Raw genomic sequence first — 21,622 nt, 5'->3', positions numbered from 1 at the left:
CTGTAAAATAGGGCGGACTCATGGCATAGAGCCATTCCTAATTATCTGATAGAGCCAATTCTGATGAGCGAAGTTTCCATTTCGGACTACCTGTTGACGCATCTGGAGCGCGGCGGCGGCGTGCCGATGAACCGCCAACTGTACGGGCTGCTACGGGACGGCATCCTGGGCGGAGCGATGTTGCCGGGCTTGCGGGTGCCGCCGTCGCGCGCGCTGGCGGTGGATCTGGCGGTGTCGCGCAACACCGTCACCTACGCGTATGACCAGCTTATCGCGGAAGGCTATTTGGAGGCGCGCACTGGGGACGGCACGTATGTGGCGGATACCGAGCCGGACGTGGCGCGGCTGCCGGCGGCGGCTGGCGATGCCGCTGAGGCGGCGGAGTCGTCGCTGCTGAGCGGGCGCGGCGAGCGGCTGCTGTCGGGCACCGGGGCCAGCTCGGCGCAATGGGGCGCCTTTATGCCGGGCATCCCGGACATCACGCGTTTTCCGAACGAGGTGTGGAGCAAATTGCAGGCGCGGCACTGGCGGCGCATCGCGCCCGGCCTGCTGACCTACGGCGACGGCGCCGGCTACCAGCCGCTGCGCGAAGCCATAGCCGGCCATCTGCGCACCGCCCGCTCGGTCAACTGTACGGCGGAACAGGTCATCGTCACCTCAGGCACGCACCAGTCGATCCAACTGGCGTCTACCCTGCTGGGCGAAATGGGCGACACGGCGTGGATCGAAGACCCGTGCTACTGGGGCACGCGCAACGTAATCCGTTCCAGCGGCCTGGCACCGCTGCCGCTACCGGTGGACGAGGAAGGCATGCAGATGCCCGAAGAAGCGCTGCGCACGCCACCGCGCTTTATCTTCGTCACGCCATCGCACCAGTACCCGCTGGGGCCGGTGATGAGCCTGGCACGACGGCGCCTGCTGCTGGAGTACGCGGCGCGGAACCAAGTGTGGGTGATCGAGGATGACTACGATTCGGAATTCCGCTACAGCGGCCCGCCGCTGGCATCGCTGCAAGGGCTGGACAGCCATGAGCGGGTGATCTATCTGGGCACGTTCAGCAAAACGTTATTCCCTGGCTTGCGGATTGGCTTCATGGTGGTGCCATCGGCGCTGGCCTCGCGCTTCGCCCGCGCCAATGCCGAGCTGTTCCGCGACGGCCAAAGCTTCCTGCACGCCGTGCTGGCGGACTTCATGCACGAAGGTCACTTCTCATCGCACGTGCGCAAAATGCGGCAATTGTACGCCGAACGGCTGGCCTGCCTGCAAGCCGCCATCCACACCGAGCTGGGCGGCATCGCCCTCCCCTCCGGCGGCGACGCCGGCCTGCACCTGGCGCTCGGCCTGCCAGCTGGCGCCAACGACACCGCCATCAGCCAGGCCGCGAAGTCCCGAGGCATCCTGACCCGGCCGCTGTCGGCCTACTACGCCGAACCAAGCTCCGCCCGCCCCGGCCTGATGCTAGGCTACGCCGCCGTCCCGACCGAGCGCATCCCCGTCCTCTTTGGCCAACTCGCCGAAGAAATTCGGGGTCAGCTCTGTCATTCGGACACACACACTTGACCTTTGACGAAGCTCAATACGCAAAAGTAAGGCTGCAACGACGCCGGCCGCGCAATGTCTTGAGCAAGATCAAACTTTGACACTGCGTGTCCAAATGACAGAGCTGACCCTGAACTTTAGCCTTTGGAGAGGGCTTTGAGGGCTTGTTTGATGCCGTCCGACACCGAGGCGCCGGCGGGGACGGTTTTCAGGGCCAGCAGCGCTTCTTTGTCGGAGTAGCCCAGCGCCAGCAGGGCGTTGAGGATGTCGGACTGCGAGTCCGGTGCGGCATGCGCGCCACCCGCGCCGATGTCCGCGCCCAGCTTGCCTTTCAGTTCCAGCAGCAGGCGTTCGGCGGTTTTTTTGCCGATGCCGGGAACTTTCACCAGACGCCCGGCCTCTTGCAGCGTGACCGCTTGCGCCAGGTCGGCGATCGACATGCCGGACAAAATCGACAGCGCGGTGCGCGCGCCCACGCCGGTGATCTTGATCAGCTGGCGGAACACGGCGCGCTCTTCGGCATTGCCGAAGCCGTACAGCAGGTGTGCGTCTTCGCGGATGGCCTGGTGCGTGAACAGCACCACTTTCTCGCCCACCCCCGGCAGGTTGTAGAAGGTGCTCATCGAGACGTCGACTTCGTAGCCGACGCCCCCCACGTCCACCAGCAGTTGCGGCGGATTTTTTTCCAGCAGGATGCCGGAGAGACGTCCGATCATGTTGTTCCTTTAAGTTAGCCGACCAGGCGGCCGCGCTTCATGCGCAGGCCGGCCAGCGGGCCGTTGGCCGTGGCATTGGTGCCGCCGGCAATCAGGGTCAGGGTTTCGCGGCTGTGCGCGTGGCAGATGGCGATGCCCAGCGCATCGGCCGCATCGGTGCCCGGCAGGCCCGGCAGTTGCAGCAGACGCGCCACCATGTCCTGCATCTGCGCCTTGACGGCGCGGCCGGTGCCGACCACGGCTTGCTTGATCTGGGTAGGGGAATATTCAGCCACGCTCAGCTCGGCCGACACCAGGGCGCAGATGGCCGCGCCACGCGCCTGCCCCAGCAGCAAGGTCGATTGCGGGTTGACGTTAACGAACACTTGTTCAATCGCGGCGCAGTCCGGGCCGTAGGTTCGGGCGACTTCGCCCACACCGTCGAGTATCACCTTGAGCCGCGTCGGCAAGTCGCCCTCGCCGCTCTTGATGGTGCCCGAGGCGATGTAGCGCAGCTTGCCGCCATGCTTTTGTATGACGCCAAAGCCAGTGGTGCGCAAGCCGGGGTCGATGCCGAGAATTATCATTGGGGAATTGTATGCACTAAAGAAAACGCCCGCAAGCGAGCGGGCGTTTTAATCGGCAAGAAAGCGCAGATTAATGACGGAAGTGACGGGTACCGGTGTACACCATCACGACGCCACGCTCGTCCGCCGCGTCGATCACTTCCTGGTCGCGCATCGAGCCGCCCGGGTGGATCACGCAGGTAGCGCCCGCATCCACCACCACGTCCAGGCCGTCGCGGAACGGGAAGAACGCATCCGACGCCACCACCGAGTTCGCCAGCGACAGGCCGGCATTCTGCGCCTTGATCGAGGCGATGCGCGCCGAGTCGATACGGCTCATCTGGCCCGCGCCCACGCCCAGCGTCATGTTGTTGCCGCAGAAGACGATGGCGTTCGACTTGACGTACTTGGCCACGCGCCACGCGAACATCATGTCTTGCAGTTCCTGCTGGGTAGGCTGTTTCTTGCTGACCACGCGCACGTCGTTCAGTAGCACGTTCTTGGAGTCCGCCGACTGCACCAGCAGACCGCCGCCCACGCGCTTGAAGTCCATGGCGTTGACGCCGTCGCCCAGCGGGATTTCCAGCAACCGCACGTTCTGCTTGGCCGACAGGATCTGCTTGGCTTCAGCGGTGAACGATGGCGCGATCAGCACTTCCACGAACAGCTTGGCCAGTTCGGTGGCGGCCGCCGCGTCCACGTCGACGTTGAAGGCGATGATGCCGCCAAACGCCGAGGTCGGATCGGTTTGCAGCGCGCGCTGGTAGGCATCGGCCGCGTTGGCGCCGAGGGCCACGCCGCACGGGTTGGCGTGCTTGACGATCACGCAGGCGGCGCTCTGGTCGAAGCCGCCCATGCTCTTCACGCATTCCCATGCCGCATCGGCGTCGGCGATGTTGTTGAACGACAGTTCCTTGCCTTGCAGCTGCTTGTAGTTGGCCAGCGCGCCCGGGGTGGTCACCACGTCGCGGTAGAAGGCGGCCGACTGGTGCGGGTTTTCGCCGTAGCGCATGTCCTGCACTTTTTCGAAGGCCACGTTCAGCTTGGCCGGATAGGCGCTGCGGCTGCCGTGCGCGCGGGTCGCGTCCAGGCTGGTCAGGTAGTTGGCGATGGCGCCGTCGTACTGCGCGGTGTGCGAGTAGACCTTGGTGGCCAGCGTGAAGCGGGTGTCGTAGCTGACGTAGCCCGGGGCGTTGTCGGTGGTTTTCATTTCCGCCAGCACCACGCCGTAGTCCGATGGATCGCAGATCACCACCACGTCCTTGTGATTTTTAGCAGCCGAACGCAGCATGGCCGGGCCGCCGATGTCGATGTTCTCGATGGCGTCGTCCAGGGTGCAGGTGTCCTTGGCAACGGTGGCCTGGAACGGGTACAGATTGACCACCACCATGTCGATGGTCGGGATGTTGTGCTCTTCCAGCTTGGCCACATGCTCCGGGAAGTCGCGGCGGGCCAGGATGCCGCCGTGGACTTTCGGGTGCAGGGTCTTGACGCGGCCATCCAGCATCTCCGGGAAACCGGTGTAGTCGGCAACCTCGGTCACGGGCACGCCGTTGTCGGCCAGCAGTTTGGCAGTGCCGCCAGTCGACAGGATGTTGACGCCCATGGCGGACAGCGCGCGCGCGAAGTCCAGCACACCGGTTTTGTCGGATACGGAGATGAGAGCTTGTTTAATCATGGCGATGAAAAGACTAGGTGGTTGAATATTCGGTCGGCCGGCCAACAACAGCGGCCGTCCCCAGCCACTTCATTGCCGGATGGTACGGGCGCTTTTACAGCAGGCCGTGTTCTTGTAACTTCTTGCGCAAGGTATTGCGGTTGATGCCCAGCATCTGCGCGGCGTGCGACTGGTTGCCGTCGGCACGGGTCATGACCACTTCCAGTATCGGTTTTTCAACGGTCAGCACAACCATGTCGTAGATGTTCGATGCCTGTTGCTCGCCCAGGTCTGCGAAGTATTCTTCGAGGCTCTTCTGGACTACTTCCTGGATACTTTCTTTGCTCATTTTTGTCGTTCGCTTTGTGTTCTATGAAGCTGGCAAATCGTTCCGGCTTGTGGCTGGAAACGTTTGCCCTTCTGATAATGTAACTTTTTTAGTACTCTCTCGTGCCGCCCTAAGCGGCCTGCAATTCTTCGGCGAGGCGGTATTGTAACCGTTCGCCGTAACGCCACTGGGATTCGAAGAATTGGTCCACGGCAAGCAGTTGTTCCTCAGTGGATTCCAGCAGGTTCATGCGCTGTCGGAATTCCTCGCCGCCTTGCAGGTCGCGCACATACCAGCCGATGTGTTTGCGGGCGGTGCGCACGCCGAGGTAGTCACCGTAGAAGGCGTAGTGGGCGCGCAGGTGTTCATCCATCAGCGCCCGCACTTCGTCCACATACGGGGCCGGCAAGTGCTTGCCGGTACGCAGGTAGTGGTCGATCTCGCGGAAGATCCACGGTCGGCCCTGGGCGGCGCGGCCCACCATGACGGCGTCGGCGCCGGTGTAGTCCAGCACGTATCTGGCTTTTTCCGGCGAGGTGATGTCGCCGTTGGCCACCACTGGAATTGAAACCGATTTCTTTACTGCGGCGATGGTGTCGTACTCGGCGTCCCCCTTGTAGCCGTCGGCGCGGGTGCGGCCATGCAGGGTCAGCATGGCGATGCCGGCGTCTTCGGCAATGCGCGCGATGTTCAGGGCGTTTTTATGCTCACGGTCCCAGCCGGTGCGGAACTTCAGCGTGACCGGCACGTCCACCGCGCCCACCACCGCATCGACGATGCGCTTGACCAGTTCTTCATCTTGCAGCAGGGCCGAACCGCACCAGGCGTTGCAGACTTTCTTGACCGGGCAGCCCATGTTGATGTCGATGATCTGGGCGCCGCGCTCGACGTTGAAGCGCGCGCAGTCGGCCAGGTCTTGCGGGTCGGCGCCGGCGATCTGCACGGCTTTCGGCTCCATCTCGCCAGTGTGGTCGGTGCGGCGCGAGCTCTTTTCCGTGGCCCACAGGCGCGGGTTGGAAGCCGCCATTTCAGACACCGCGTAACCCGCACCCAGCTCCTTGCACAGCTGGCGGAAGGGACGATCCGTGACGCCCGCCATGGGAGCGACGAAAACGTTGTTACGCAGTAAATGAGGGCCGATTTGCACTGGCAATACCTGAAAGGGGTGAGAAGGAACCTTCTATTTTAACCGAAGCCCTGCTCAATTAATAAGCACTATTTTTTATGAATTCGGCAAATGTGCATTCTGGTCGTTATGAACGGCGGCGTTCAAATGACGTCGTCCATGGCCGCCAGTGCCAGGTGATCGACCTCGCCCCAGCTGTCCAGCACAAGTCTGCCGCCGGCGACGGTAAAACGGTTGATGCTGGCGTTTTTGACCTGGAAGTCGCGCGGGCTGTCGAGCTGGATGCCGCGCGCGGCGCGGTAGGCGCACTCCAGCACGCCGCCATGGGCCACCACCGCCACGGTCTGGCCCGGATGGCGCGCGGCCACCGCGTGCAAGCCTTTGATGGCGCGGTCATAGAATTGGTGAAAACTTTCCGCCACGCGCTCGCCGGCCGGCATCACGGCTTCGATATCGCGCGCCTGCCAGCGGGCGAAGTCGTCCGGGTATTGCTGCTGAATGTCCTGGTAGAGCATGCCTTCGAACACGCCGTAGGCGCGCTCGCGCAACTGGGCGTCGGTTCGCAGGGTCAGCGTGCGATGCTGGGCGGCCACCGCCTGCGCGGTCTGCATGGCGCGCTGCAAGTCGCTGGAGACAATGGCGTCCAGCTTCTCGGCGGACAGCGCGCGCGCCAGCGCGGCGGCCTGGCGCTCGCCCTCGGCGTTCAGCGGGATGTCGATGTGGCCTTGCAGGCGGCGCACAGCGTTCCAGGCCGTCTCGCCATGGCGGATCAGCAAAATTGTGGTGTGATTCATGTTTGCGTATAAGCGCCTATCAGCTGCGCTTCGTCGATGATATGGCCGTAAATGGCGTCCAACAACTGGCCGCCGGTGAAGCGCGCCGGTAACTCCAGCCGCACCACATCCAGCGCGTAGAGGCGGAAAATATACTGATGCGTTTGGTTCGGCGCCAACCGGGGGCCATGATACCCGAAGCCGCCATAATCGTTCAGGCCGTGCCGCAGCGCCAGGCCGGTGCCCTCGTCCAGCCAGGTCAGCATGGGCGGAATGTCGGCCACGCACCACAGGAAGAAATCGGCTGGCGCATCGGCGTCCAGGCAGACCAGCGCCAGCGAGCCGGTGCCGGCCGGCACCTCGTCCCAGCTCAGTTGCGGGCTGCGGACCGCCGGGATGGCGCCATGCTCGCGGAAACTGTCGCTGGTGAGATTCATCTTATTTCGCGTTGGTTTGCAGCCAGAAGGTGACCGGTCCGTCGTTGGTCAGCGAAACTTTCATGTCGGCGCCGAACTGGCCGGTCTGCACCGTTGCATGTTTCAGTCGCGCCTGTTCGACAAAGTAATTAAACAGGCGCAGGCCGTCGGCAGGCGCGGCCGCCGGCGTGAACGACGGACGGGTGCCGGACTTGGTGTCGGCCGCCAGCGTGAACTGCGGCACCAGCAGCAGGCCGCCTTGCGTATCGGTCACGCTGCGGTTCATCTTGCCGGCATCGTCGGCGAACACGCGGTAACCGAGCAGCTTGGTGAGCAGCGCGTCCGCATCCTTTTCCGTATCGTTGCGCTCGGCGCACACCAGCACCATCAAGCCGGCGTCGATGGCGCCTATGGTAACGCCATCGACCACCACACTGGCGCTGCTTACGCGTTGCAGCAGGCCGATCATGCGGACAGGGTCACGCGCGCGAACTTGCGCTTGCCCACTTGCAGCACGAAGGTGCCGGCCTGCACGCTCAGCGCCTTGTCGCTGATGACGGTGCCGTCGAGGCGTACGCCGCCCTGCTCCACCATGCGCATCGCTTCCGAGGTCGAGGCGCACAGGTTGGCTTGCTTGAGCAACTGGGCGATGCCCAGCGGCGCGCCGGCCAGCGTCACTTCCGGGATGTCGTCCGGGATGCCGCCTTTGGAGCGGTTGACGAAGTCGGCCAGCGCATCTTCCGCCGCCTGCTGCGAGTGGAAGCGCGCCACGATCTCTTGCGCGATGGCGACCTTGGCGTCGCGCGGGTTGCGGCCGCCGGCCACTTCGGCTTTCAGCGCGGCGACCTCGGCGATCGAACGGAACGACAGCAGATCGAAGTATTTCCACATCATGTCGTCCGAGATGCTCATGATCTTGGCGAACATGGTGTTGCCCGGCTCGGTGATGCCGATGTAGTTGTTCTTCGACTTGGACATTTTTTCCACGCCGTCCAAACCTTCCAGCAGCGGCATGGTCAAAATACACTGAGGCTCCTGGCCGTAGTCCTTTTGCAGCTCGCGGCCGACCAGCAGGTTGAACTTCTGGTCGGTGCCGCCCAGCTCCAGGTCCGACTTCAGGGCCACCGAGTCGTACCCCTGCATCAGCGGATAGAGGAATTCGTGCACGGCGATCGGCGTGCCGTTTTTAAAGCGTTTGGTGAAGTCGTCGCGCTCCATCATGCGCGCCACGGTGTAGCGCGAGGCCAGCTGGATCATGCCGCGCGCGCCCAGCGGGTCGCACCACTCGGAGTTGTAGCGGATCTCGGTCTTGGCCGGGTCCAGCACCAGCGAGGCCTGCTTGAAGTAGGTCATGGCGTTTTGCTCGACCTGTTCCTTGGTCAGCGGCGGACGGGTGGCGTTGCGGCCCGACGGGTCGCCGATCATGGAGGTGAAGTCGCCGATCAGGAAGATCACCTGATGGCCGAGGTCCTGCAACTGGCGCATCTTGTTCAGCACCACGGTGTGGCCGAGGTGCAGGTCGGGCGCGGTCGGGTCCAGGCCCAGCTTGATGCGCAGCGGCACGCCGCTTTGTTCCGAGCGCGCCAGCTTCTGGGCGAACTCGCTTTCAATCAGCAACTCGTCGACACCGCGTTTGGTGATGGCGAGCGCCTCTTGCACGTTGTCGGATAACGGCAACGCTTTGGAGGGAGCCGGCGGTATCGAAGAAGAGGTAGTCATCATTTTTTAAACGGTTTTTTTCAGAAAAAGGGGGACAGCTTCAGGAGTTTGATATAATCCTCGATCGATCAATCTTGCCGCACGAAAACTAACCAAACACATAATTAGAAAAAATAAAACGTTCCTGAATAGTTCAAGCGGCAAATTTTAACTGATTGCATGAACCAAATACATAAATTCACAAGCTCACGCTTGTTCAGTCTGCTAGGTTCTACGCGCAAGGCGCGCATCATCAGCGCGTCTGCCCTGTTTCTCGCAGTATGTGCTTTTGGTGCCGCCGGCGTAGCTCCGCTCGCCCCTGACGCGTCTGATTTGCCAGTGAAAACGGTACAGGAAGCGGTGGTCGCACCCGACCTGAGCGCACAGATCAATGTGCTGGAACAACAGTCTTCCAATGAGCATTTTGTGCACGAGGAGAAGATCCGCGCTGGCGACACGCTGGCGACGCTGTTGACGCGCCTGGGTGTGGATGACGAGGCAGCCGAGAACTTTATCAAAAAAGATAAGGTTGCGAAAGGCGTGATGCAGCTCAAGACCGGCAAGCGCGTACAAGCCCAGACCGACGATGAGGGCAACCTGCAATGGCTGCGCGCCACCGTGGTCGATGGCAAGGACGATCCCGTCACCAACATCAAGATCACCCGCAAGGGCGACGGCTTTGTCGCGACCGCCGAACCGGCCAAGCTGGAACGCCGCGTCGAGATGCACGCCCGTACCATCCGCTCGGGTTCGCTGTACGCGGCCACCGACTCCAGCGAAGACGGCGCCAAGCTGCCGGACACTATCGTCAAGCAGATCATCGAGATGTTCTCGACCAACATCGACTTCCGCGGCGACCTGAAACGCGGCGACAGCTTCAACGTGGTGTACGAAACCTTCTGGCAGGACGGCGAGTTCGTGCGCGCCGGCCGCGTGCTGGCGGGCGAGTTCACCAACAAGGGCACCACCTACCAGTCCGTGTGGTTTGAAGATCCGCAAAGCAAGCAAGGCGGCGGCTACTACAGCTTCGACGGCAAGTCGCTGAAAAAAGCCTTCCTGAAATCGCCGGTGGAGTTCTCGCGGATTTCGTCCGGCTTCGCGATGCGCGTGCACCCGATCTCGGGCCAGTGGAAAGCGCACAAGGGCATCGACTTCCCGGCGCCGACCGGCACCCCGATCCGCGCGGCGGGCGATGGCGTGATCGATTTCGCCGGCACCATGAACGGCTACGGCAACTTCATCATCATCAAGCACTGGAACAATTACACCACGGCTTACGCGCACATGAGCCGCTTTGGCAATGGCATGAAAAAAGGCGCCAAGGTAAGCCAGGGCGATGTGATCGGCTACGTCGGCACCACCGGCTGGTCGACCGGCGCGCACTTGCACTACGAGTTCCGCGTGGGCGGCGAGGCCAGGGACCCAAGCACGATGAACGTGCAGGCCCAGGCGCCGCTGACGGCGGCCGAGATGAGCCGCTTCAAAGTCTACGCCAACGACATGATGCACCGCTTCGCGCTGTTGCGTCCGGCAGGCGGAGGCGGCACACCAACCCGCGTCGCAGCGAAATAAACATCACAGGCCAGCTTAGACTGGCCTGTTTTTTATTTGAACACTTCTTTCAAGGATGTGACCTCGAGAAGCGCATCGCTCCAGGCCTCCACTTGTGACAGGCTGGCCTTGGCCAGCTTCTTCCGAACCGTTTGCGGCAACGGCCCGAAGCGCCGAACCAACTGCCTCTCCAACAACGCGGTCGCGCCTTCTTTGCGCCCTTCCTCCCGGCCTTCATCCCGGCCTTGTTCAAGACCTTGTTCAAGACCTTGTTCAAGACCTTGTCGGCGACTTTCCTCACGTTGTAGAAGACCTTCGCCCAGGTATTTTTCCCTGTATTGCTTCTCCATTTTTCTGGCAAACCATTGTTCTAATTCTTCAAACGGAGTGAGTTCTTTCTCTGCCATCTCGTTCTCCTTATTTTGCTGGAAAACTTGCTCCAAAAAGCGTTCCTGTAACAGCTCAGGCAGGACCATCATCCAGTTAAGCACATTGAATAAAATGATTATGCGCTTCTTGCTCCAACGATGTTTGAACAGTAACCGGGCCAAATGAAGTTTGGCTGCAAAGAGTTTGTCCGGATCATGACAGGCCAGCAATGTACGCACATGGGCCAACGTGACCCAGGCGGCGGGATTGTGCGAGGCCTCCAATGCATCCAGGTCAGCTGCATAGTCAAGCAGCTTGACCATGCGGAAGGAAAACGTCGTCATCGTGCTCCAAGCACGCTTGCGATAAGCCGTTGGACGCCAGTTCGGGTCATCGTCTGCCAGTACGACGAGACTGACCACGGGCAGATCGGACTCCCTGCAAATCCGGCAGTTATAGTCAAAGACGCGTCGCGCCAAGGCCGGGTCACGCTGCGCCTGGATTTCGATGTGTATCAACTCCGAGCGCACACGACCTTTGCAAAGGCCAACCTCGACCAGCTTGTCGACCACCATGACGTCCGGCCCGGCGCCTAAGCCAACGCCCGCCAATTCCTTGTCGCGGAAGCGAGGCCGCTGCTTCCAGTTGATATGAGAACTAAAACCAGGAAAGAAGAAATCCAGGAACGGCCGAAAGGCATGCGACAGTAAGGTCTTCCAAGGCAAGTCGTAGCGGGCAGGATAGGCGATGTTCGACATCGTTGCAGTTTACCGTTCCCTCCTGCTCTGCCGTATTGAGGAAATGCAAGCGCTCTCCTTGTTATGCTCTGAACTATAATTCGTGAATCATTGGGGGGGGGCGCTATGGCTTTGTATATCGGTTTAATGTCGGGCACCAGCCTGGATGGTGTGGATGGTGCGCTGGCGCAGTTCACTGGCGACAGCATCACCACGATTGCAGCCGCCTACGTTGCGTTCCCGCCGTCGCTGCGCACGGAATTGATGGCGTTGCAGGCGGCCGGCGTCAATGAGATCGAGCGCGAGGCGTTGGCTGCCAACCAATTGGCGCAGCATTACGCACACTGCGTGGCGGAACTGCTGCGCGAATCGGGCAAGCAGCCGCAGGATGTGCGCGCCGTTGCTGTGCACGGCCAGACCATACGCCATCGTCCTGAACTGGGCTTCACGCGCCAGACCAATAATCCCGCTTTGCTGGCCGAGCTGTGCGGCATCGATGTGATCGCGGATTTCCGCAGCCGCGATATCGCGGCCGGCGGCCAGGGTGCGCCGCTGGTACCGGCGTTTCATCAGGCATTGTTCGGCAAGCCCGGGCAGGCGCGCGTGGTGGCCAATATTGGCGGCATCTCTAACATCAGTGTGCTCAGCGGCGATGGCCGCGTAACTGGTTTCGATACGGGGCCGGGCAATGTGCTGATGGACGGCTGGATCGGCCGCCACCGCCAGCAGGAATACGATGCCGATGGCGCCTGGGCCGCCAGCGGCAAGGTGCTTCCCGATTTGCTGGCCGAGCTGCTCAAGGAACCTTATCTGGCGCTGCCCGCGCCCAAAAGCACGGGGCGCGATTTTTTCCATCTGGATTGGCTGGATGCACGCCTCGCTGTGCACGCGACGGCCGCGCCGGAGGATGTGCAACGCACCTTGACGCAGTACACGGCCGTCACGCTGGCCGATGCGATCAAGGCCTGCGGGGGCGGCGCGGATGCGGTCTACATCTGCGGCGGCGGCGCCTACAACAGCATGCTGATGGACGCGCTGGCGCAGGAACTGGGCAAGCAGGTATTGGTCGCGTCCACACAGGCGCTGGGCGTGGCGCCCAACCGCGTGGAGGCGCTGGCGTTTGCGTGGCTGGGATACCGCTTCAGCGAACGGCTGGCGGGCAATCTGCCAGCCGTCACCGGCGCCAGCGGGGGGCGGGTCCTCGGCGCGCTCTACCCTCGCTAAGATCGGCGAGCGATCGGCATCGCTTTCGTCTCAGACCCTTGACGACAAGCCGCGCAGGATCAAGTCGATCCCGGCGAGGAAATCCGCGCGGTCATCATGCGCCGGGAACTGCGCGGCAATGCTGCGCACGAACGGGAACGCATCCGCATCCAGCGCCGACCATGCCTGCGCAGCCTCCGCCAGAATCGCCTCACGATCACCACCAAGCGCGCGGCCCATCTGCGCGTTGGCCGCGTTCTGCACGCTGACCCCAACGATGTAACTCAGCAGCGCCGACACGGCCGCAAACTGCCCAGCCTCCGCCACCCCCATCGCCCTCACCTGCTGGCCTAACCGCTCCAGGATGCGCACCACCGGCATTTGCAAGGGCGAGCGCGTAAGCGCCGAGCCTACCCACGGATGGGCATCGATGGTATCGAACAAGCTCAGGGCCAGTGCGCGGATCGTCTCGTGCGGCGAGGCGTCGGTCACCGGCTGGCCGAGCGCGTGCCCCACCATGGCGTCGCAGGCGGCGGTCAGCAAATCGTTCTTGTTGGCGACATGCCAGTAGATCGCCCCCGCCCCGGTCGCCAGCCGTTCGGACAGGGAGCGGAAAGTTGGCTGCACGACGCCGACCTGCGCCATCCTGCCAGCGCGGCAGCGGCAGGCGGCGGCTCAATGTTCGCCCTGGCGCCGGGCAAAGGCATCCTGTCGCACCGTGAGCCGGGCGGCGTGGTGCACGCTTACATCGCATTGCGGCGGTCTGAGGAATGGCTGGGAGAGATCGACTTCAACAATGCAGCAGCCGCCAAGGTCCGTATCGCGGCGGAATTTGAAGGGTGGGCGCCAGCGCTGACCGCGTTCATCGCCGACAGCGACAGCGCCCCGGTACTGCGCCTGATCCATTCGCTACCGCAAGAACATTGCAGGCCGCGCGTGCCGGGCGTCACGCTGCTGGGCGACGCCGCCCACCTGATGGCGCCCTCCGGCGAAGGCGCCAACCTCGCCATGTACGACGGCGCCGAACTGGCCAAAGCCATCATCGCCCATCCTGACGACCTCGAAGCCGCTTTGACCGTCTACGAACAACAGCTCTTCCCCCGCAGCACCAAGGCCGCGCAGGAAGCCGAGGAAGTCAACGACATCCTCTACGGCGCGCAGTCCCAGCACAGTCTGGTGAAAATGTTCACACAGTAGCTGCGATCCATAAAAAAAAGACGGCCCGCAGGCCGCCGTTTTTGGGGACGCATCCGAAAACTTATACCGAGAACGAGGAACCACAACCGCAGGTCGAGGTGGCCTGTGGGTTCTTGATCACGAACTGGGCGCCTTCCAGGTCATCCTTGTAATCGATTTCCGCGCCGACCAGGTACTGGTAGCTCATCGAATCGATCAACAGCTGGACGCCGTTCTTGACCATGGTGGTGTCGTCTTCGTTGACGATTTCGTCGAAGGTGAAGCCATACTGGAAGCCGGAGCAGCCGCCGCCCTGCACGAATACGCGCAGTTTCAGGTCGGGATTGCCTTCCTCTTCGATCAGTTGGGCGACCTTTTCAGCAGCGCTATCGGTGAAGACGATAGGTGCTGGCATTTCGGCAACAGCATTCATTTCTAACTCCTACGAGAAAACAGTTAGGGTCCATTATAGACCCTTGGTGTGATTTATGCTCCGCACCCCGCAAAAACAGCGGGTTTTACGGCAACAGGGCGATTTGCGTCAAGCCCAGGGTTTCTTCCAGACCGAACATCAGGTTCATGCACTGCACAGCCTGGCCAGACGCGCCCTTGACCAGGTTGTCCTGCACCACCAGCACGATCACGGTGTTGCCGTTGTCCGGACGGTGCAGCGCCAGGCGCAGCATGTTGGAGCCACGGGTCGAGCGGGTTTCCGGATGCGAGCCGAACGGCATCACGTCGACGAAGGCGCTGTCCATATATTGGTCTTCAAACAGTTTCTGCAAGTCTTCGTTGCTGATGTCCTTGGTCAGGCGCGCGTACAGGGTCGAGTGCATGCCGCGGATCATCGGCACCAGGTGCGGCGTGAAGATCAGGCCGACCTTGTCGGCGGTGAACTTTTGCAGCTGGGCCGAGGTTTCCGGCGTGTGGCGGTGACCTGCCACGCCGTAAGCTTTGAAGTTGTCCGAGGCTTCCGAGAACAGGGTGCCGATTTCCGCCTTGCGGCCGGCGCCCGACACGCCCGACTTGCAGTCGGCGATCAGCGAGCCGGCATCGACCACGCCGTTTTTCAGCAGCGGGTAGTAACCCAGCTGCATGGTGGTCGGGTAGCAACCCGGATTGGCCACCAGACGGGCGTTCTTGATGTTATCGCGGTTCAGTTCGGCCAGACCGTAGGCCGCCTCTTCCAGCAGTTCCGGGCAGGTGTGGTCGATCTTGTACCATTTCTCGAAGACGGCCTTGTCCTTGATGCGGAAGTCGGCCGCCAGGTCGATGACTTTGACGCCGGCTTTCAGCAGCTCAGGCGCCTGTGCCATGGCGACGCCGTGCGGGGTGGCGAAGAACACCACGTCGCACTGGGTCAGGTCGGCGTTTTCCGGCGAGGAGAATTTCAGGTTCACGCGGCCGCGCAGCGATGGGAACATATCAGCCACTGGCAAGCCGTCCTCTTTGCGCGAGGTGATTGCCGTCAGTTCCACATTCGGGTGGACTGCCAACAAACGCAGCAGTTCCACCCCGGTGTATCCGGTGCCGCCGACGATGCCAACTTTGATCATGTTCTTTCCTTGAAGTGAGGGGATGCGTGGAGAAATGGGTGCCATTTTATCAGGCAATGGCTACAGGCGTATTACGCCTGCCAGATGGAAAAAAAGCCGCCCGACACAAGGCCGGCGGCTTTTTTTGCAGTGCGCCGCAAGCAGCGCACCAGAGCGTGAAAATTAACGCTTCGAGAATTGTTTTGCGCGACGTGCTTTGCGCAGACCAACTTTTTTACGTTCAACTTCACGTGCATCGCGGGTGACGAAGCCAGCGCGTGCCAGGTCACCTTTCAGGCCCGAATCGTAGTCGATCAGAGCACGGGTGATGCCGTGGCGAACTGCGCCTGCCTGGCCGGACTCGCCGCCGCCGTGGACGTTGACTTTGATGTCGAAACGTTCAACGTTGCCGGTCAGTTCCAGTGGTTGACGAATAACCATCAGGCCGGTTTCGCGCGAGAAGTATTCCGACGCAGGTTTGCCGTTGACGATGATTTGGCCAGTGCCAGCTTTGATGAACACACGAGCTACTGCACTCTTGCGACGGCCGGTGCCGTAATTGTAGTTACCGATCATGTCAGTTCCTTAGATTTCGAGTGCTTTAGGTTGCTGAGCAGCGTGCGGGTGCGAACCTTCGGCGTACACTTTCAGCTTCTTGATCATTGCGTAGCCCAGTGGGCCTTTTGGCAGCATGCCCTTGACGGCTTTTTCCAGAGCACGACCTGGGAAACGCTGTTGCATTTTCAGGAAGTTGGTCTCGTAGATGCCACCTGGGTAGCCCGAGTGACGGTAGTAGGTCTTCTCGGTTGCTTTGGTGCCGGTCACGCGCAGTTTGCCTGCGTTGATGATGACGATGAAATCGCCGGTATCGACGTGAGGGGTGAACTCAGGCTTGTGCTTGCCGCGCAGTCGGAGTGCCACTTCGCTGGCAACACGTCCGAGGACTTTGTCCGTCGCGTCAATCACGAACCAGTCGCGCTGGACTTCATGTCCTTTAGCGGAAAAAGTTTTCATGTGATGACTTTCTAAATTAGAAATTACCGCTCATATGGTGGTTCCGCCACAGAAACAGCGGACTCGGCCTTTTTATTTACTTTCCTGAGCGAATGGAAAGCCCACGATCATAACAGCCCCGGCGGCTGCGCGTCAAGCCTGGTTTGGCATCGGGACCGCGCAAACACAGGGTTTGCGCGGTCCATTACAATATGGACAAAGTTTTTCACACGGAGAATGCAATGGAATGCAAAGTTAGCTGGAATGGCCCGTCGGGCATGAGTTTCCTGGCCCAGACCGGCTCCGGCCACCTGGTCAACATGGACGGCGCGCCCGAGGGCGGCGGCAACAACCTGGCGCCGCGTCCGATGGAGATGGTACTGCTGGGCACCGGCGGCTGCACCGCCTACGACGTGGTACTGATCCTGAAAAAAGGCCGCGCCGACATTCGCGGCTGCGAATGCGTGCTGAAAGCCGAACGCGCCGACACCGAACCGAAAGTGTTCACCAAGATTAACTTCCACTTCGTGGTAACCGGCAAAGGCCTGAAACCGGAACAAGTCGAACGCGCCATCACCCTGTCGCACGACAAATACTGCTCCGCATCGATCATGCTGGGCAAGACCGCCGAAATCACCCACTCCTTCGAAATCGTCGACGTCGTCTGATCCCGAATGAAGCTGCCATGCGCCATTCTGCTTGCTGCCACTGCCGGTACTGCGCTGGCGGCCGATGAGGTTGTGTTCCGCGAGCCGTTTACCTTGCGGCTGCATGTCGATAAGGAGCACTACGCGGAGTACCCCATCGGCAAGGTGCCGTTTGTGCATAACGGCGCCGTCTACCTGTATAAAGGGGACAGTTTCGGCTTGCGCGTGCAGGTCGAAGACGGCACCGTGAAATCGCTCGCGTACGTGGCCGATGGCAGCACGGCCGACAACTTTGAGTCATGGCCCCACCCGATTGCCCAACTGGTCCTGCACAAGCTCAAGGTTCAGATGTAGTAGGCGGTGCTGGTCATGACCTTGCCCATGACCGACATCGCCTGCTGCACCGGCGCCGGCACATGGGCGGCGCCCAGGCGCTGGGCGGCGGCGCCGTGTTCGATTTCATCGATGCGCATCTGGTCGACGATGGCGCGCGACTTGGCGTCCTGCGGCGGCAGCTTGTCCAGATGGCTTTCCAGATGCGCTTCCACCTGGCGCTCGGTCTCCACCACAAAACCCAGGCTGCGTGCATCGCCCAGCACGGCGGCGACCGTGCCCAGCGCATAAGCGCCGGCATAGAACAAGGGATTCAGCACGCTGATGTGCGAGTTCAGTTCTTCCAGCCGCTGCGCGGTCCACGCCAGATGGTCTTCTTCCTCACGGCTTGAATGCTCGAACTGCTCACGGATCTGCCCGGTGCGGGCGAAGCGGGCCTGCGCGTTGTACAGCGCTTGCGCACACACTTCACCTACATGGTTCACGCGCATCAGGCCGGCCGCATGGCGGCGTTCGGTCTCGCTCATCTCCGCATCGGCCGCGTGCGCCGCCGGCGTCGGTCGCGAGGCGGAGGCGACGCCAGCCACCACGCGCAACGCTTTGTCGGCGCTGGCAATGAAACGGTCGAGGGGAGTGTGATGATGTGCGGCCATGTGCAAACTCGTGTCTTCAGATGGAAAGCCACATTTTAACTGGCATCGGCCTCTTCGCGTAGCTGACGCTGGCGCTCGATGTAGTCGGCCACCGGGCCGCGCACGTCGATCCCGGAGATGTCCTTGGCCACGCCCAGGTTCAGGCCCAGCAGGAAGGGGATATTCTCCAGCGGCACCTCGGTGCAGTGCTCGCCGAAGGCTTTCAGGAAGCGCTTCGATTCCACCACTTTCACCACCTTCTCCCCGCTCATGTATTGCAGGATGCTGGTGATGCTGTGGCCTTTGCCGATGGTGTGGTAAATGAAGCGGTTGAAGTCGCGGTCCAGCTGCTTGAAGTCCAGGGTTTCCTTGGTCATCAGGCCGGACAGGTAATACAGGCCCAGCGCCACGCGGAAGAAGCCGGTGGACTCTTCGCGGTCGACGCCGCTCTGCATGACTGCCAGTATTTTTTCCTTCAGTTGCGGATTCATTTTTCGCTACGCTCCCGTGTGCGACTATAGCAAGGATTTCTCGAAGCAGTAGCTTGCGTGCAAGAATTTTGACATGCTATTCTTGAAACTTTCAACTTGGGGCAACCACGATGATCGAGGTAAGAAGCCTGGCCAAACGCTTTCGCCTGCCCGCCCGCGCCAGCAAACACGCCACGGCGCGCGATCCGCGCGATCATCACGACGGCTGGTTCCACGCGGTGCGCGACGTCAGCTTCCGCTGCGCACCGGGCGAAGTGCTGGGCCTGCTCGGCCCCAACGGCGCCGGCAAGACCACCACCCTGCGCCTGCTGTCCACCGCCCTCAAGCCGGACGCCGGCAGCATCCACGCCAACGGCGTCGACCTGCTGGCCAATCCGGTCGCCGCGCGCCAGCACATCGGCTTCCTGTCCGGCTCCACCGGCCTGTACGGCCGCCTGACCGCGCGCGAAAACATCGAATACTTCGGCCGCCTGCACGGCATGAGCCCGGCCTACCTCAAGCGCCGCTGCGACGAGCTGTTCGAGCTGCTGCAAATGCATGAATTCGGCAACAAGCGCGCCGACCAGCTGTCCACCGGCATGAAGCAGAAATGCGCCATCGCCCGCACCGTGGTGCACGAGCCGCAAATCGTCATTCTCGACGAGCCGACCACCGGCCTCGATGTGATGTCGGCCAAGATCCTGCTGGACTTCATCGCCAGCTACAAGGCCCTGCGCGTGCCGCTGATTTTCTCCACCCACCACCTGCACGAGGTGGAGAAGCTGTGCGACCGCGTCTGCATCATCAACCACGGCAGGACCGCCTTCCACGGCAGCATGGACGAGCTGCGCCACCTCGGCGGCAGCGCCGATCTGTACGACGCCTTTGTCGGCGTCATCAATCAGGGAGGCTGAGCCATGTGGACCATCTACCTCAAGGAACTGTTGGAACTGGCGCGCGACCGCCGTACCTTCTTCTTCACCGTCTTCATCCCGGTGTTTGCCATGCCGCTGATCTTTGGCGGCTTCGGCTTCCTGAGCTCCAGCATGTTCAAGCAGGCCAGCACGGCCGACATGGCCTACGCCATCTTCGGCAAGGAACGCGCGCCGCAACTGGCCGAGCGCTTCGCCAAAGAAAAAGGCTTCCATGAAATCGTGCTGGCCAGCGCGGATGACATCAAAAGCGCCATCGCCACCGAGCGCATCAAGTTTGCGCTGGTGATCCCGCCCGGCCTCAACGACCACCTCGGCGCCCAGCGGCAAGGCGTGATCCAGCTGCACTACAACAGCGCCGCCACCATCGACCTGACCCGCAAGCGGGTACAGTCGGTGATCGGCGGCGAGAACCGCGAACTGCGCGAGCGCGCCCTCTCGGCCTTCAACCTCAACAAGCAGCAACTGGCGTTCGCGCTCGATCCGATCACGCTGGAAGACCACTCCACCGCCGACAAGCGCGAGCAGATGGGCGCGGTGATCGGCGGCATGCTGCCCTATGTGCTGCTGATGGTGTGCCTGATGGCGGCGATGTACCCGGCGATCGACACCGGCGCCGGCGAAAAGGAGCGCGGCACGCTGGAAACCCTGTTGCTGGCGCCGGTCTCGCGCACCGCCATCGTGCTGGCCAAGTTCCTGATGCTGTTCACCATCGGCCTGACCTCGGCGCTGCTGATGATCGCCAGCGTGGGCCTGCTGCTGCACTTCTTCGGCCCGTCCATCGGCGGCGACCTGGTGCTGATGGTGCGCGCCATCGGCCTGCTGGACCTGGCCATGGTGGCGCTGATGCTGGTACCGACCGCCGCCATCTTTGCCGCCATCCTGCTGTCGATCTCGGTCTACGCCAAAAGCTACAAGGAGGCGGCCGGCCTGATCTCGCCGCTGATCATCGTCACCATCCTGCCGACGCTGGTGGCGCTGCTGCCCGGCGTGGAATTGAACTGGAAATGGGCCATGGTACCACTCACCAACGTTTCACTGGCGATGAAGGAGTTGGTCAAAGGAACCATGGACTACCGCATGTTCTCCGTGATATTACTGTCAACAACGGTGACAGCCGGGCTGTTGCTGACCCTGTGCCGCTGGTGGTTCAACCGCGAGCAGGTTTTGTTTAGGAATTGAATAAGTTGTCTATTCAACCACACCTCAGGCCGAACGGCCTGTTCCGCCAATCCTGCACTCTGGCGCACCATTTTGCCGCCCATCGCAATGGCGCCCCTCCTGTGGATCAAATTCAATACAATGCCATCATGTGAAAAGTGGTTTGTCGTGCAGAATCTGGAGTTAGCATGGAATTAAGCATCAGCAACTTGTCCAAAACGTATAGCAACGGCGTCGTTGCGCTGGACAATATCTCGCTCACCATCCCGACCGGGATGTTCGGTCTGCTCGGCCCCAATGGCGCCGGCAAATCGACGCTGATGCGTACCCTCGCCACCTTGCAGGAATGCGATTCCGGCTCGGTGTTCTTCGGCGACCTGGACGTGCTGGACGAAAAAGATGAAATCCGCCGCCTGCTGGGCTACCTGCCGCAGGATTTCGGCGTCTACCCGAAAGTGACCGCTTACGAACTGCTGGACCATTTCGCCGTGTTGAAAGGCCTGAGCAACCGCCACCGCCGGCGCGAGGTGGTGGACGGCCTGCTGCAACAGACCAATCTGTTCGAGGTGCGCCACCAGCGCCTGGGCGGCTTCTCCGGCGGCATGCGCCAGCGCTTCGGCATCGCCCAGGCGCTGCTGGGCGATCCCAAGCTGATCATCGTCGACGAGCCGACCGCCGGCCTCGACCCGCAGGAGCGCGTGCGCTTCCACAACCTGCTGTCCGACATCGGCGAGGACAAGACCGTGATCCTGTCCACCCACATCGTCAGCGACGTGGCCGACCTGTGCGCCAACATGGCCATCATCAACAAGGGCCACCTGCTGCTGTGCGGCCCGACCCAGGAATTGATCCACGAGGTCAGCGACAAGATCTGGGCCCGCTTCATCGACAAGCGCGACCTGCAATCGTTCCAGCTGCGCCATCCGGTGATCTCCTCGCGCCTGCTGTCCGGCCGCACCCTGATCCACGTCTACAGCGACGACGATCCGGGCGACGGTTTCGAGGAAGCCATCGGCGATCTGGAAGACGTCTATTTCGCCACCATCGCCGGCCGCCACCGCGCCGCGAACAGCTGCGATTAAGGC

At 61.8% G+C, this 21,622-nt stretch carries 26 protein-coding genes; 9 read left to right on the top strand and 17 right to left on the bottom strand.

Going from position 1 to position 21,622, the window contains the following annotated elements:
- The first annotated feature begins 63 nt into the window (after window positions 1-63).
- Window positions 64-1,560 carry a MocR-like pyridoxine biosynthesis transcription factor PdxR gene (gene pdxR, locus GM676_RS11710; RefSeq protein WP_155463746.1) on the top strand — a complete coding sequence of 499 codons (1,497 nt, stop codon included), beginning with the start codon at window positions 64-66 and terminating at the stop codon, window positions 1,558-1,560.
- A gap of 116 nt (window positions 1,561-1,676) precedes the next feature.
- Here the strand turns inward: pdxR and ruvA are convergent, their stop codons facing one another.
- The 9 genes from ruvA to tyrS all read right to left on the bottom strand — a co-directional run bounded on the left by ruvA (window position 1,677) and on the right by tyrS (window position 8,819).
- Entirely contained in the window at window positions 1,677-2,255 is a 579-nt protein-coding gene (gene ruvA / locus GM676_RS11705) for a Holliday junction branch migration protein RuvA (RefSeq protein WP_155463745.1), read from the bottom strand.
- 14 nt (window positions 2,256-2,269) lie between these two features.
- Window positions 2,270-2,821: a crossover junction endodeoxyribonuclease RuvC gene (ruvC, locus tag GM676_RS11700; protein WP_155463744.1), complete on the bottom strand. Its 552-nt coding sequence runs from the start codon at window positions 2,819-2,821 to the stop codon at window positions 2,270-2,272.
- Window positions 2,822-2,891: 70 nt separating this feature from the next.
- Window positions 2,892-4,478 (bottom strand): bifunctional phosphoribosylaminoimidazolecarboxamide formyltransferase/IMP cyclohydrolase, encoded by a 1,587-nt coding sequence (gene purH / locus GM676_RS11695; protein WP_155463743.1) that lies wholly within the window; start codon window positions 4,476-4,478, stop codon window positions 2,892-2,894.
- A gap of 94 nt (window positions 4,479-4,572) precedes the next feature.
- A complete protein-coding gene (locus GM676_RS11690) occupies window positions 4,573-4,806 on the bottom strand; it encodes a helix-turn-helix domain-containing protein (protein ID WP_072788986.1) in 234 nt (77 codons plus the stop codon).
- 109 nt (window positions 4,807-4,915) lie between these two features.
- A complete protein-coding gene (gene dusB / locus GM676_RS11685) occupies window positions 4,916-5,932 on the bottom strand; it encodes a tRNA dihydrouridine synthase DusB (protein WP_371866203.1) in 1,017 nt (338 codons plus the stop codon).
- 122 nt (window positions 5,933-6,054) lie between these two features.
- Window positions 6,055-6,705, bottom strand: a complete 651-nt coding sequence (locus tag GM676_RS11680) for a histidine phosphatase family protein (RefSeq protein WP_155463741.1) — start codon at window positions 6,703-6,705, stop codon at window positions 6,055-6,057.
- On the bottom strand, window positions 6,702-7,121 hold the full coding sequence (locus GM676_RS11675; protein WP_155463740.1) for a YbhB/YbcL family Raf kinase inhibitor-like protein: 420 nt from the start codon (window positions 7,119-7,121) through the stop codon (window positions 6,702-6,704). The genes GM676_RS11680 and GM676_RS11675 overlap by 4 nt, the downstream gene beginning before the upstream one ends.
- 1 nt (window position 7,122) lies before the next feature.
- Window positions 7,123-7,569, bottom strand: a complete 447-nt coding sequence (gene dtd / locus GM676_RS11670) for a D-aminoacyl-tRNA deacylase (protein ID WP_155463739.1) — start codon at window positions 7,567-7,569, stop codon at window positions 7,123-7,125.
- A complete protein-coding gene (tyrS, locus tag GM676_RS11665) occupies window positions 7,566-8,819 on the bottom strand; it encodes a tyrosine--tRNA ligase (protein ID WP_155463738.1) in 1,254 nt (417 codons plus the stop codon). The genes dtd and tyrS overlap by 4 nt, the downstream gene beginning before the upstream one ends.
- Window positions 8,820-8,978: 159 nt before the next feature.
- On the opposite strand from tyrS, the gene GM676_RS11660 reads away from it, so the two are divergent.
- Window positions 8,979-10,370 (top strand): M23 family metallopeptidase, encoded by a 1,392-nt coding sequence (locus GM676_RS11660; RefSeq protein WP_155463737.1) that lies wholly within the window; start codon window positions 8,979-8,981, stop codon window positions 10,368-10,370.
- A gap of 32 nt (window positions 10,371-10,402) precedes the next feature.
- On the opposite strand, the gene GM676_RS11655 is transcribed toward GM676_RS11660, so the two are convergent.
- Window positions 10,403-11,476, bottom strand: coding sequence for a DUF4351 domain-containing protein (locus tag GM676_RS11655; protein WP_155463736.1), 1,074 nt, complete (start codon window positions 11,474-11,476; stop codon window positions 10,403-10,405).
- Between the two features lie 105 nt (window positions 11,477-11,581).
- Here GM676_RS11655 and GM676_RS11650 point away from each other — a divergent pair, with 105 nt between their 5' ends.
- A complete protein-coding gene (locus GM676_RS11650; protein WP_155463735.1) occupies window positions 11,582-12,679 on the top strand; it encodes an anhydro-N-acetylmuramic acid kinase in 1,098 nt (365 codons plus the stop codon).
- 30 nt (window positions 12,680-12,709) lie between these two features.
- On the opposite strand, the gene GM676_RS11645 is transcribed toward GM676_RS11650, so the two are convergent.
- Window positions 12,710-13,285 carry a TetR/AcrR family transcriptional regulator gene (locus GM676_RS11645; protein ID WP_371866202.1) on the bottom strand — a complete coding sequence of 192 codons (576 nt, stop codon included), beginning with the start codon at window positions 13,283-13,285 and terminating at the stop codon, window positions 12,710-12,712.
- A gap of 51 nt (window positions 13,286-13,336) precedes the next feature.
- Here GM676_RS11645 and GM676_RS11640 point away from each other — a divergent pair, with 51 nt between their 5' ends.
- Window positions 13,337-13,855: an FAD-dependent oxidoreductase gene (locus GM676_RS11640; RefSeq protein WP_229262643.1), complete on the top strand. Its 519-nt coding sequence runs from the start codon at window positions 13,337-13,339 to the stop codon at window positions 13,853-13,855.
- Between the two features lie 61 nt (window positions 13,856-13,916).
- Here the strand turns inward: GM676_RS11640 and erpA are convergent, their stop codons facing one another.
- From erpA to rplM, 4 genes are all read right to left on the bottom strand, one after another.
- On the bottom strand, window positions 13,917-14,267 hold the full coding sequence (gene erpA, locus GM676_RS11635; RefSeq protein WP_155463732.1) for an iron-sulfur cluster insertion protein ErpA: 351 nt from the start codon (window positions 14,265-14,267) through the stop codon (window positions 13,917-13,919).
- A gap of 85 nt (window positions 14,268-14,352) precedes the next feature.
- Window positions 14,353-15,390: an N-acetyl-gamma-glutamyl-phosphate reductase gene (gene argC / locus GM676_RS11630; protein ID WP_155463731.1), complete on the bottom strand. Its 1,038-nt coding sequence runs from the start codon at window positions 15,388-15,390 to the stop codon at window positions 14,353-14,355.
- A 162-nt stretch (window positions 15,391-15,552) separates the two neighbouring features.
- Entirely contained in the window at window positions 15,553-15,945 is a 393-nt protein-coding gene (gene rpsI / locus GM676_RS11625; RefSeq protein ID WP_092279325.1) for a 30S ribosomal protein S9, read from the bottom strand.
- Between the two features lie 9 nt (window positions 15,946-15,954).
- Window positions 15,955-16,383, bottom strand: coding sequence for a 50S ribosomal protein L13 (rplM, locus tag GM676_RS11620; protein WP_056157909.1), 429 nt, complete (start codon window positions 16,381-16,383; stop codon window positions 15,955-15,957).
- 221 nt (window positions 16,384-16,604) lie between these two features.
- On the opposite strand from rplM, the gene GM676_RS11615 reads away from it, so the two are divergent.
- On the top strand, window positions 16,605-17,030 hold the full coding sequence (locus GM676_RS11615; protein ID WP_155463730.1) for an OsmC family protein: 426 nt from the start codon (window positions 16,605-16,607) through the stop codon (window positions 17,028-17,030).
- 6 nt (window positions 17,031-17,036) lie between these two features.
- Window positions 17,037-17,363: a hypothetical protein gene (locus tag GM676_RS11610; RefSeq protein WP_155463729.1), complete on the top strand. Its 327-nt coding sequence runs from the start codon at window positions 17,037-17,039 to the stop codon at window positions 17,361-17,363.
- On the opposite strand, the gene coq7 is transcribed toward GM676_RS11610, so the two are convergent.
- Together coq7 and GM676_RS11600 are read right to left on the bottom strand one after the other, a co-directional pair.
- On the bottom strand, window positions 17,354-17,995 hold the full coding sequence (gene coq7, locus GM676_RS11605; RefSeq protein WP_155463728.1) for a 2-polyprenyl-3-methyl-6-methoxy-1,4-benzoquinone monooxygenase: 642 nt from the start codon (window positions 17,993-17,995) through the stop codon (window positions 17,354-17,356). The genes GM676_RS11610 and coq7 overlap by 10 nt on opposite strands.
- A 35-nt stretch (window positions 17,996-18,030) precedes the next feature.
- Window positions 18,031-18,465 carry a hypothetical protein gene (locus tag GM676_RS11600; RefSeq protein ID WP_155463727.1) on the bottom strand — a complete coding sequence of 145 codons (435 nt, stop codon included), beginning with the start codon at window positions 18,463-18,465 and terminating at the stop codon, window positions 18,031-18,033.
- Between the two features lie 110 nt (window positions 18,466-18,575).
- Here GM676_RS11600 and GM676_RS11595 point away from each other — a divergent pair, with 110 nt between their 5' ends.
- The 3 genes from GM676_RS11595 to GM676_RS11585 all read left to right on the top strand — a co-directional run bounded on the left by GM676_RS11595 (window position 18,576) and on the right by GM676_RS11585 (window position 21,619).
- Window positions 18,576-19,358: an ABC transporter ATP-binding protein gene (locus tag GM676_RS11595; RefSeq protein WP_155463726.1), complete on the top strand. Its 783-nt coding sequence runs from the start codon at window positions 18,576-18,578 to the stop codon at window positions 19,356-19,358.
- A 3-nt stretch (window positions 19,359-19,361) separates the two neighbouring features.
- On the top strand, window positions 19,362-20,558 hold the full coding sequence (locus tag GM676_RS11590; protein ID WP_155463725.1) for an ABC transporter permease: 1,197 nt from the start codon (window positions 19,362-19,364) through the stop codon (window positions 20,556-20,558).
- Between the two features lie 167 nt (window positions 20,559-20,725).
- Window positions 20,726-21,619: an ABC transporter ATP-binding protein gene (locus GM676_RS11585; RefSeq protein WP_155463724.1), complete on the top strand. Its 894-nt coding sequence runs from the start codon at window positions 20,726-20,728 to the stop codon at window positions 21,617-21,619.
- Window positions 21,620-21,622: the final 3 nt, after the last annotated feature.

It is taken from the genome of Duganella radicis (assembly GCF_009720825.1).
In the GTDB taxonomy this organism is placed as follows: Bacteria; Pseudomonadota; Gammaproteobacteria; order Burkholderiales; family Burkholderiaceae_D; genus Rugamonas; species Rugamonas radicis.
Note: the sequence above shows the minus strand (reverse complement) of the source record. Positions and strands in the feature narration are given on the sequence as shown.

Coding starts and splice junctions, on each gene's coding strand:
- pdxR (WP_155463746.1), top strand. CDS start 64: ATGAGCGAAGTTTCCATTTCGGACTACCTGTTGACGCATCTGGAGCGC.
- ruvA (WP_155463745.1), bottom strand. CDS start 2,255: ATGATCGGACGTCTCTCCGGCATCCTGCTGGAAAAAAATCCGCCGCAA.
- ruvC (WP_155463744.1), bottom strand. CDS start 2,821: ATGATAATTCTCGGCATCGACCCCGGCTTGCGCACCACTGGCTTTGGC.
- purH (WP_155463743.1), bottom strand. CDS start 4,478: ATGATTAAACAAGCTCTCATCTCCGTATCCGACAAAACCGGTGTGCTG.
- GM676_RS11690 (WP_072788986.1), bottom strand. CDS start 4,806: ATGAGCAAAGAAAGTATCCAGGAAGTAGTCCAGAAGAGCCTCGAAGAA.
- GM676_RS11680 (WP_155463741.1), bottom strand. CDS start 6,705: ATGAATCACACCACAATTTTGCTGATCCGCCATGGCGAGACGGCCTGG.
- GM676_RS11675 (WP_155463740.1), bottom strand. CDS start 7,121: ATGAATCTCACCAGCGACAGTTTCCGCGAGCATGGCGCCATCCCGGCG.
- dtd (WP_155463739.1), bottom strand. CDS start 7,569: ATGATCGGCCTGCTGCAACGCGTAAGCAGCGCCAGTGTGGTGGTCGAT.
- tyrS (WP_155463738.1), bottom strand. CDS start 8,819: ATGACTACCTCTTCTTCGATACCGCCGGCTCCCTCCAAAGCGTTGCCG.
- GM676_RS11660 (WP_155463737.1), top strand. CDS start 8,979: ATGAACCAAATACATAAATTCACAAGCTCACGCTTGTTCAGTCTGCTA.
- GM676_RS11655 (WP_155463736.1), bottom strand. CDS start 11,476: ATGTCGAACATCGCCTATCCTGCCCGCTACGACTTGCCTTGGAAGACC.
- GM676_RS11650 (WP_155463735.1), top strand. CDS start 11,582: ATGGCTTTGTATATCGGTTTAATGTCGGGCACCAGCCTGGATGGTGTG.
- GM676_RS11640 (WP_229262643.1), top strand. CDS start 13,337: ATGTTCGCCCTGGCGCCGGGCAAAGGCATCCTGTCGCACCGTGAGCCG.
- erpA (WP_155463732.1), bottom strand. CDS start 14,267: ATGAATGCTGTTGCCGAAATGCCAGCACCTATCGTCTTCACCGATAGC.
- argC (WP_155463731.1), bottom strand. CDS start 15,390: ATGATCAAAGTTGGCATCGTCGGCGGCACCGGATACACCGGGGTGGAA.
- rpsI (WP_092279325.1), bottom strand. CDS start 15,945: ATGATCGGTAACTACAATTACGGCACCGGCCGTCGCAAGAGTGCAGTA.
- rplM (WP_056157909.1), bottom strand. CDS start 16,383: ATGAAAACTTTTTCCGCTAAAGGACATGAAGTCCAGCGCGACTGGTTC.
- GM676_RS11615 (WP_155463730.1), top strand. CDS start 16,605: ATGGAATGCAAAGTTAGCTGGAATGGCCCGTCGGGCATGAGTTTCCTG.
- GM676_RS11610 (WP_155463729.1), top strand. CDS start 17,037: ATGAAGCTGCCATGCGCCATTCTGCTTGCTGCCACTGCCGGTACTGCG.
- coq7 (WP_155463728.1), bottom strand. CDS start 17,995: ATGGCCGCACATCATCACACTCCCCTCGACCGTTTCATTGCCAGCGCC.
- GM676_RS11600 (WP_155463727.1), bottom strand. CDS start 18,465: ATGAATCCGCAACTGAAGGAAAAAATACTGGCAGTCATGCAGAGCGGC.
- GM676_RS11595 (WP_155463726.1), top strand. CDS start 18,576: ATGATCGAGGTAAGAAGCCTGGCCAAACGCTTTCGCCTGCCCGCCCGC.
- GM676_RS11590 (WP_155463725.1), top strand. CDS start 19,362: ATGTGGACCATCTACCTCAAGGAACTGTTGGAACTGGCGCGCGACCGC.
- GM676_RS11585 (WP_155463724.1), top strand. CDS start 20,726: ATGGAATTAAGCATCAGCAACTTGTCCAAAACGTATAGCAACGGCGTC.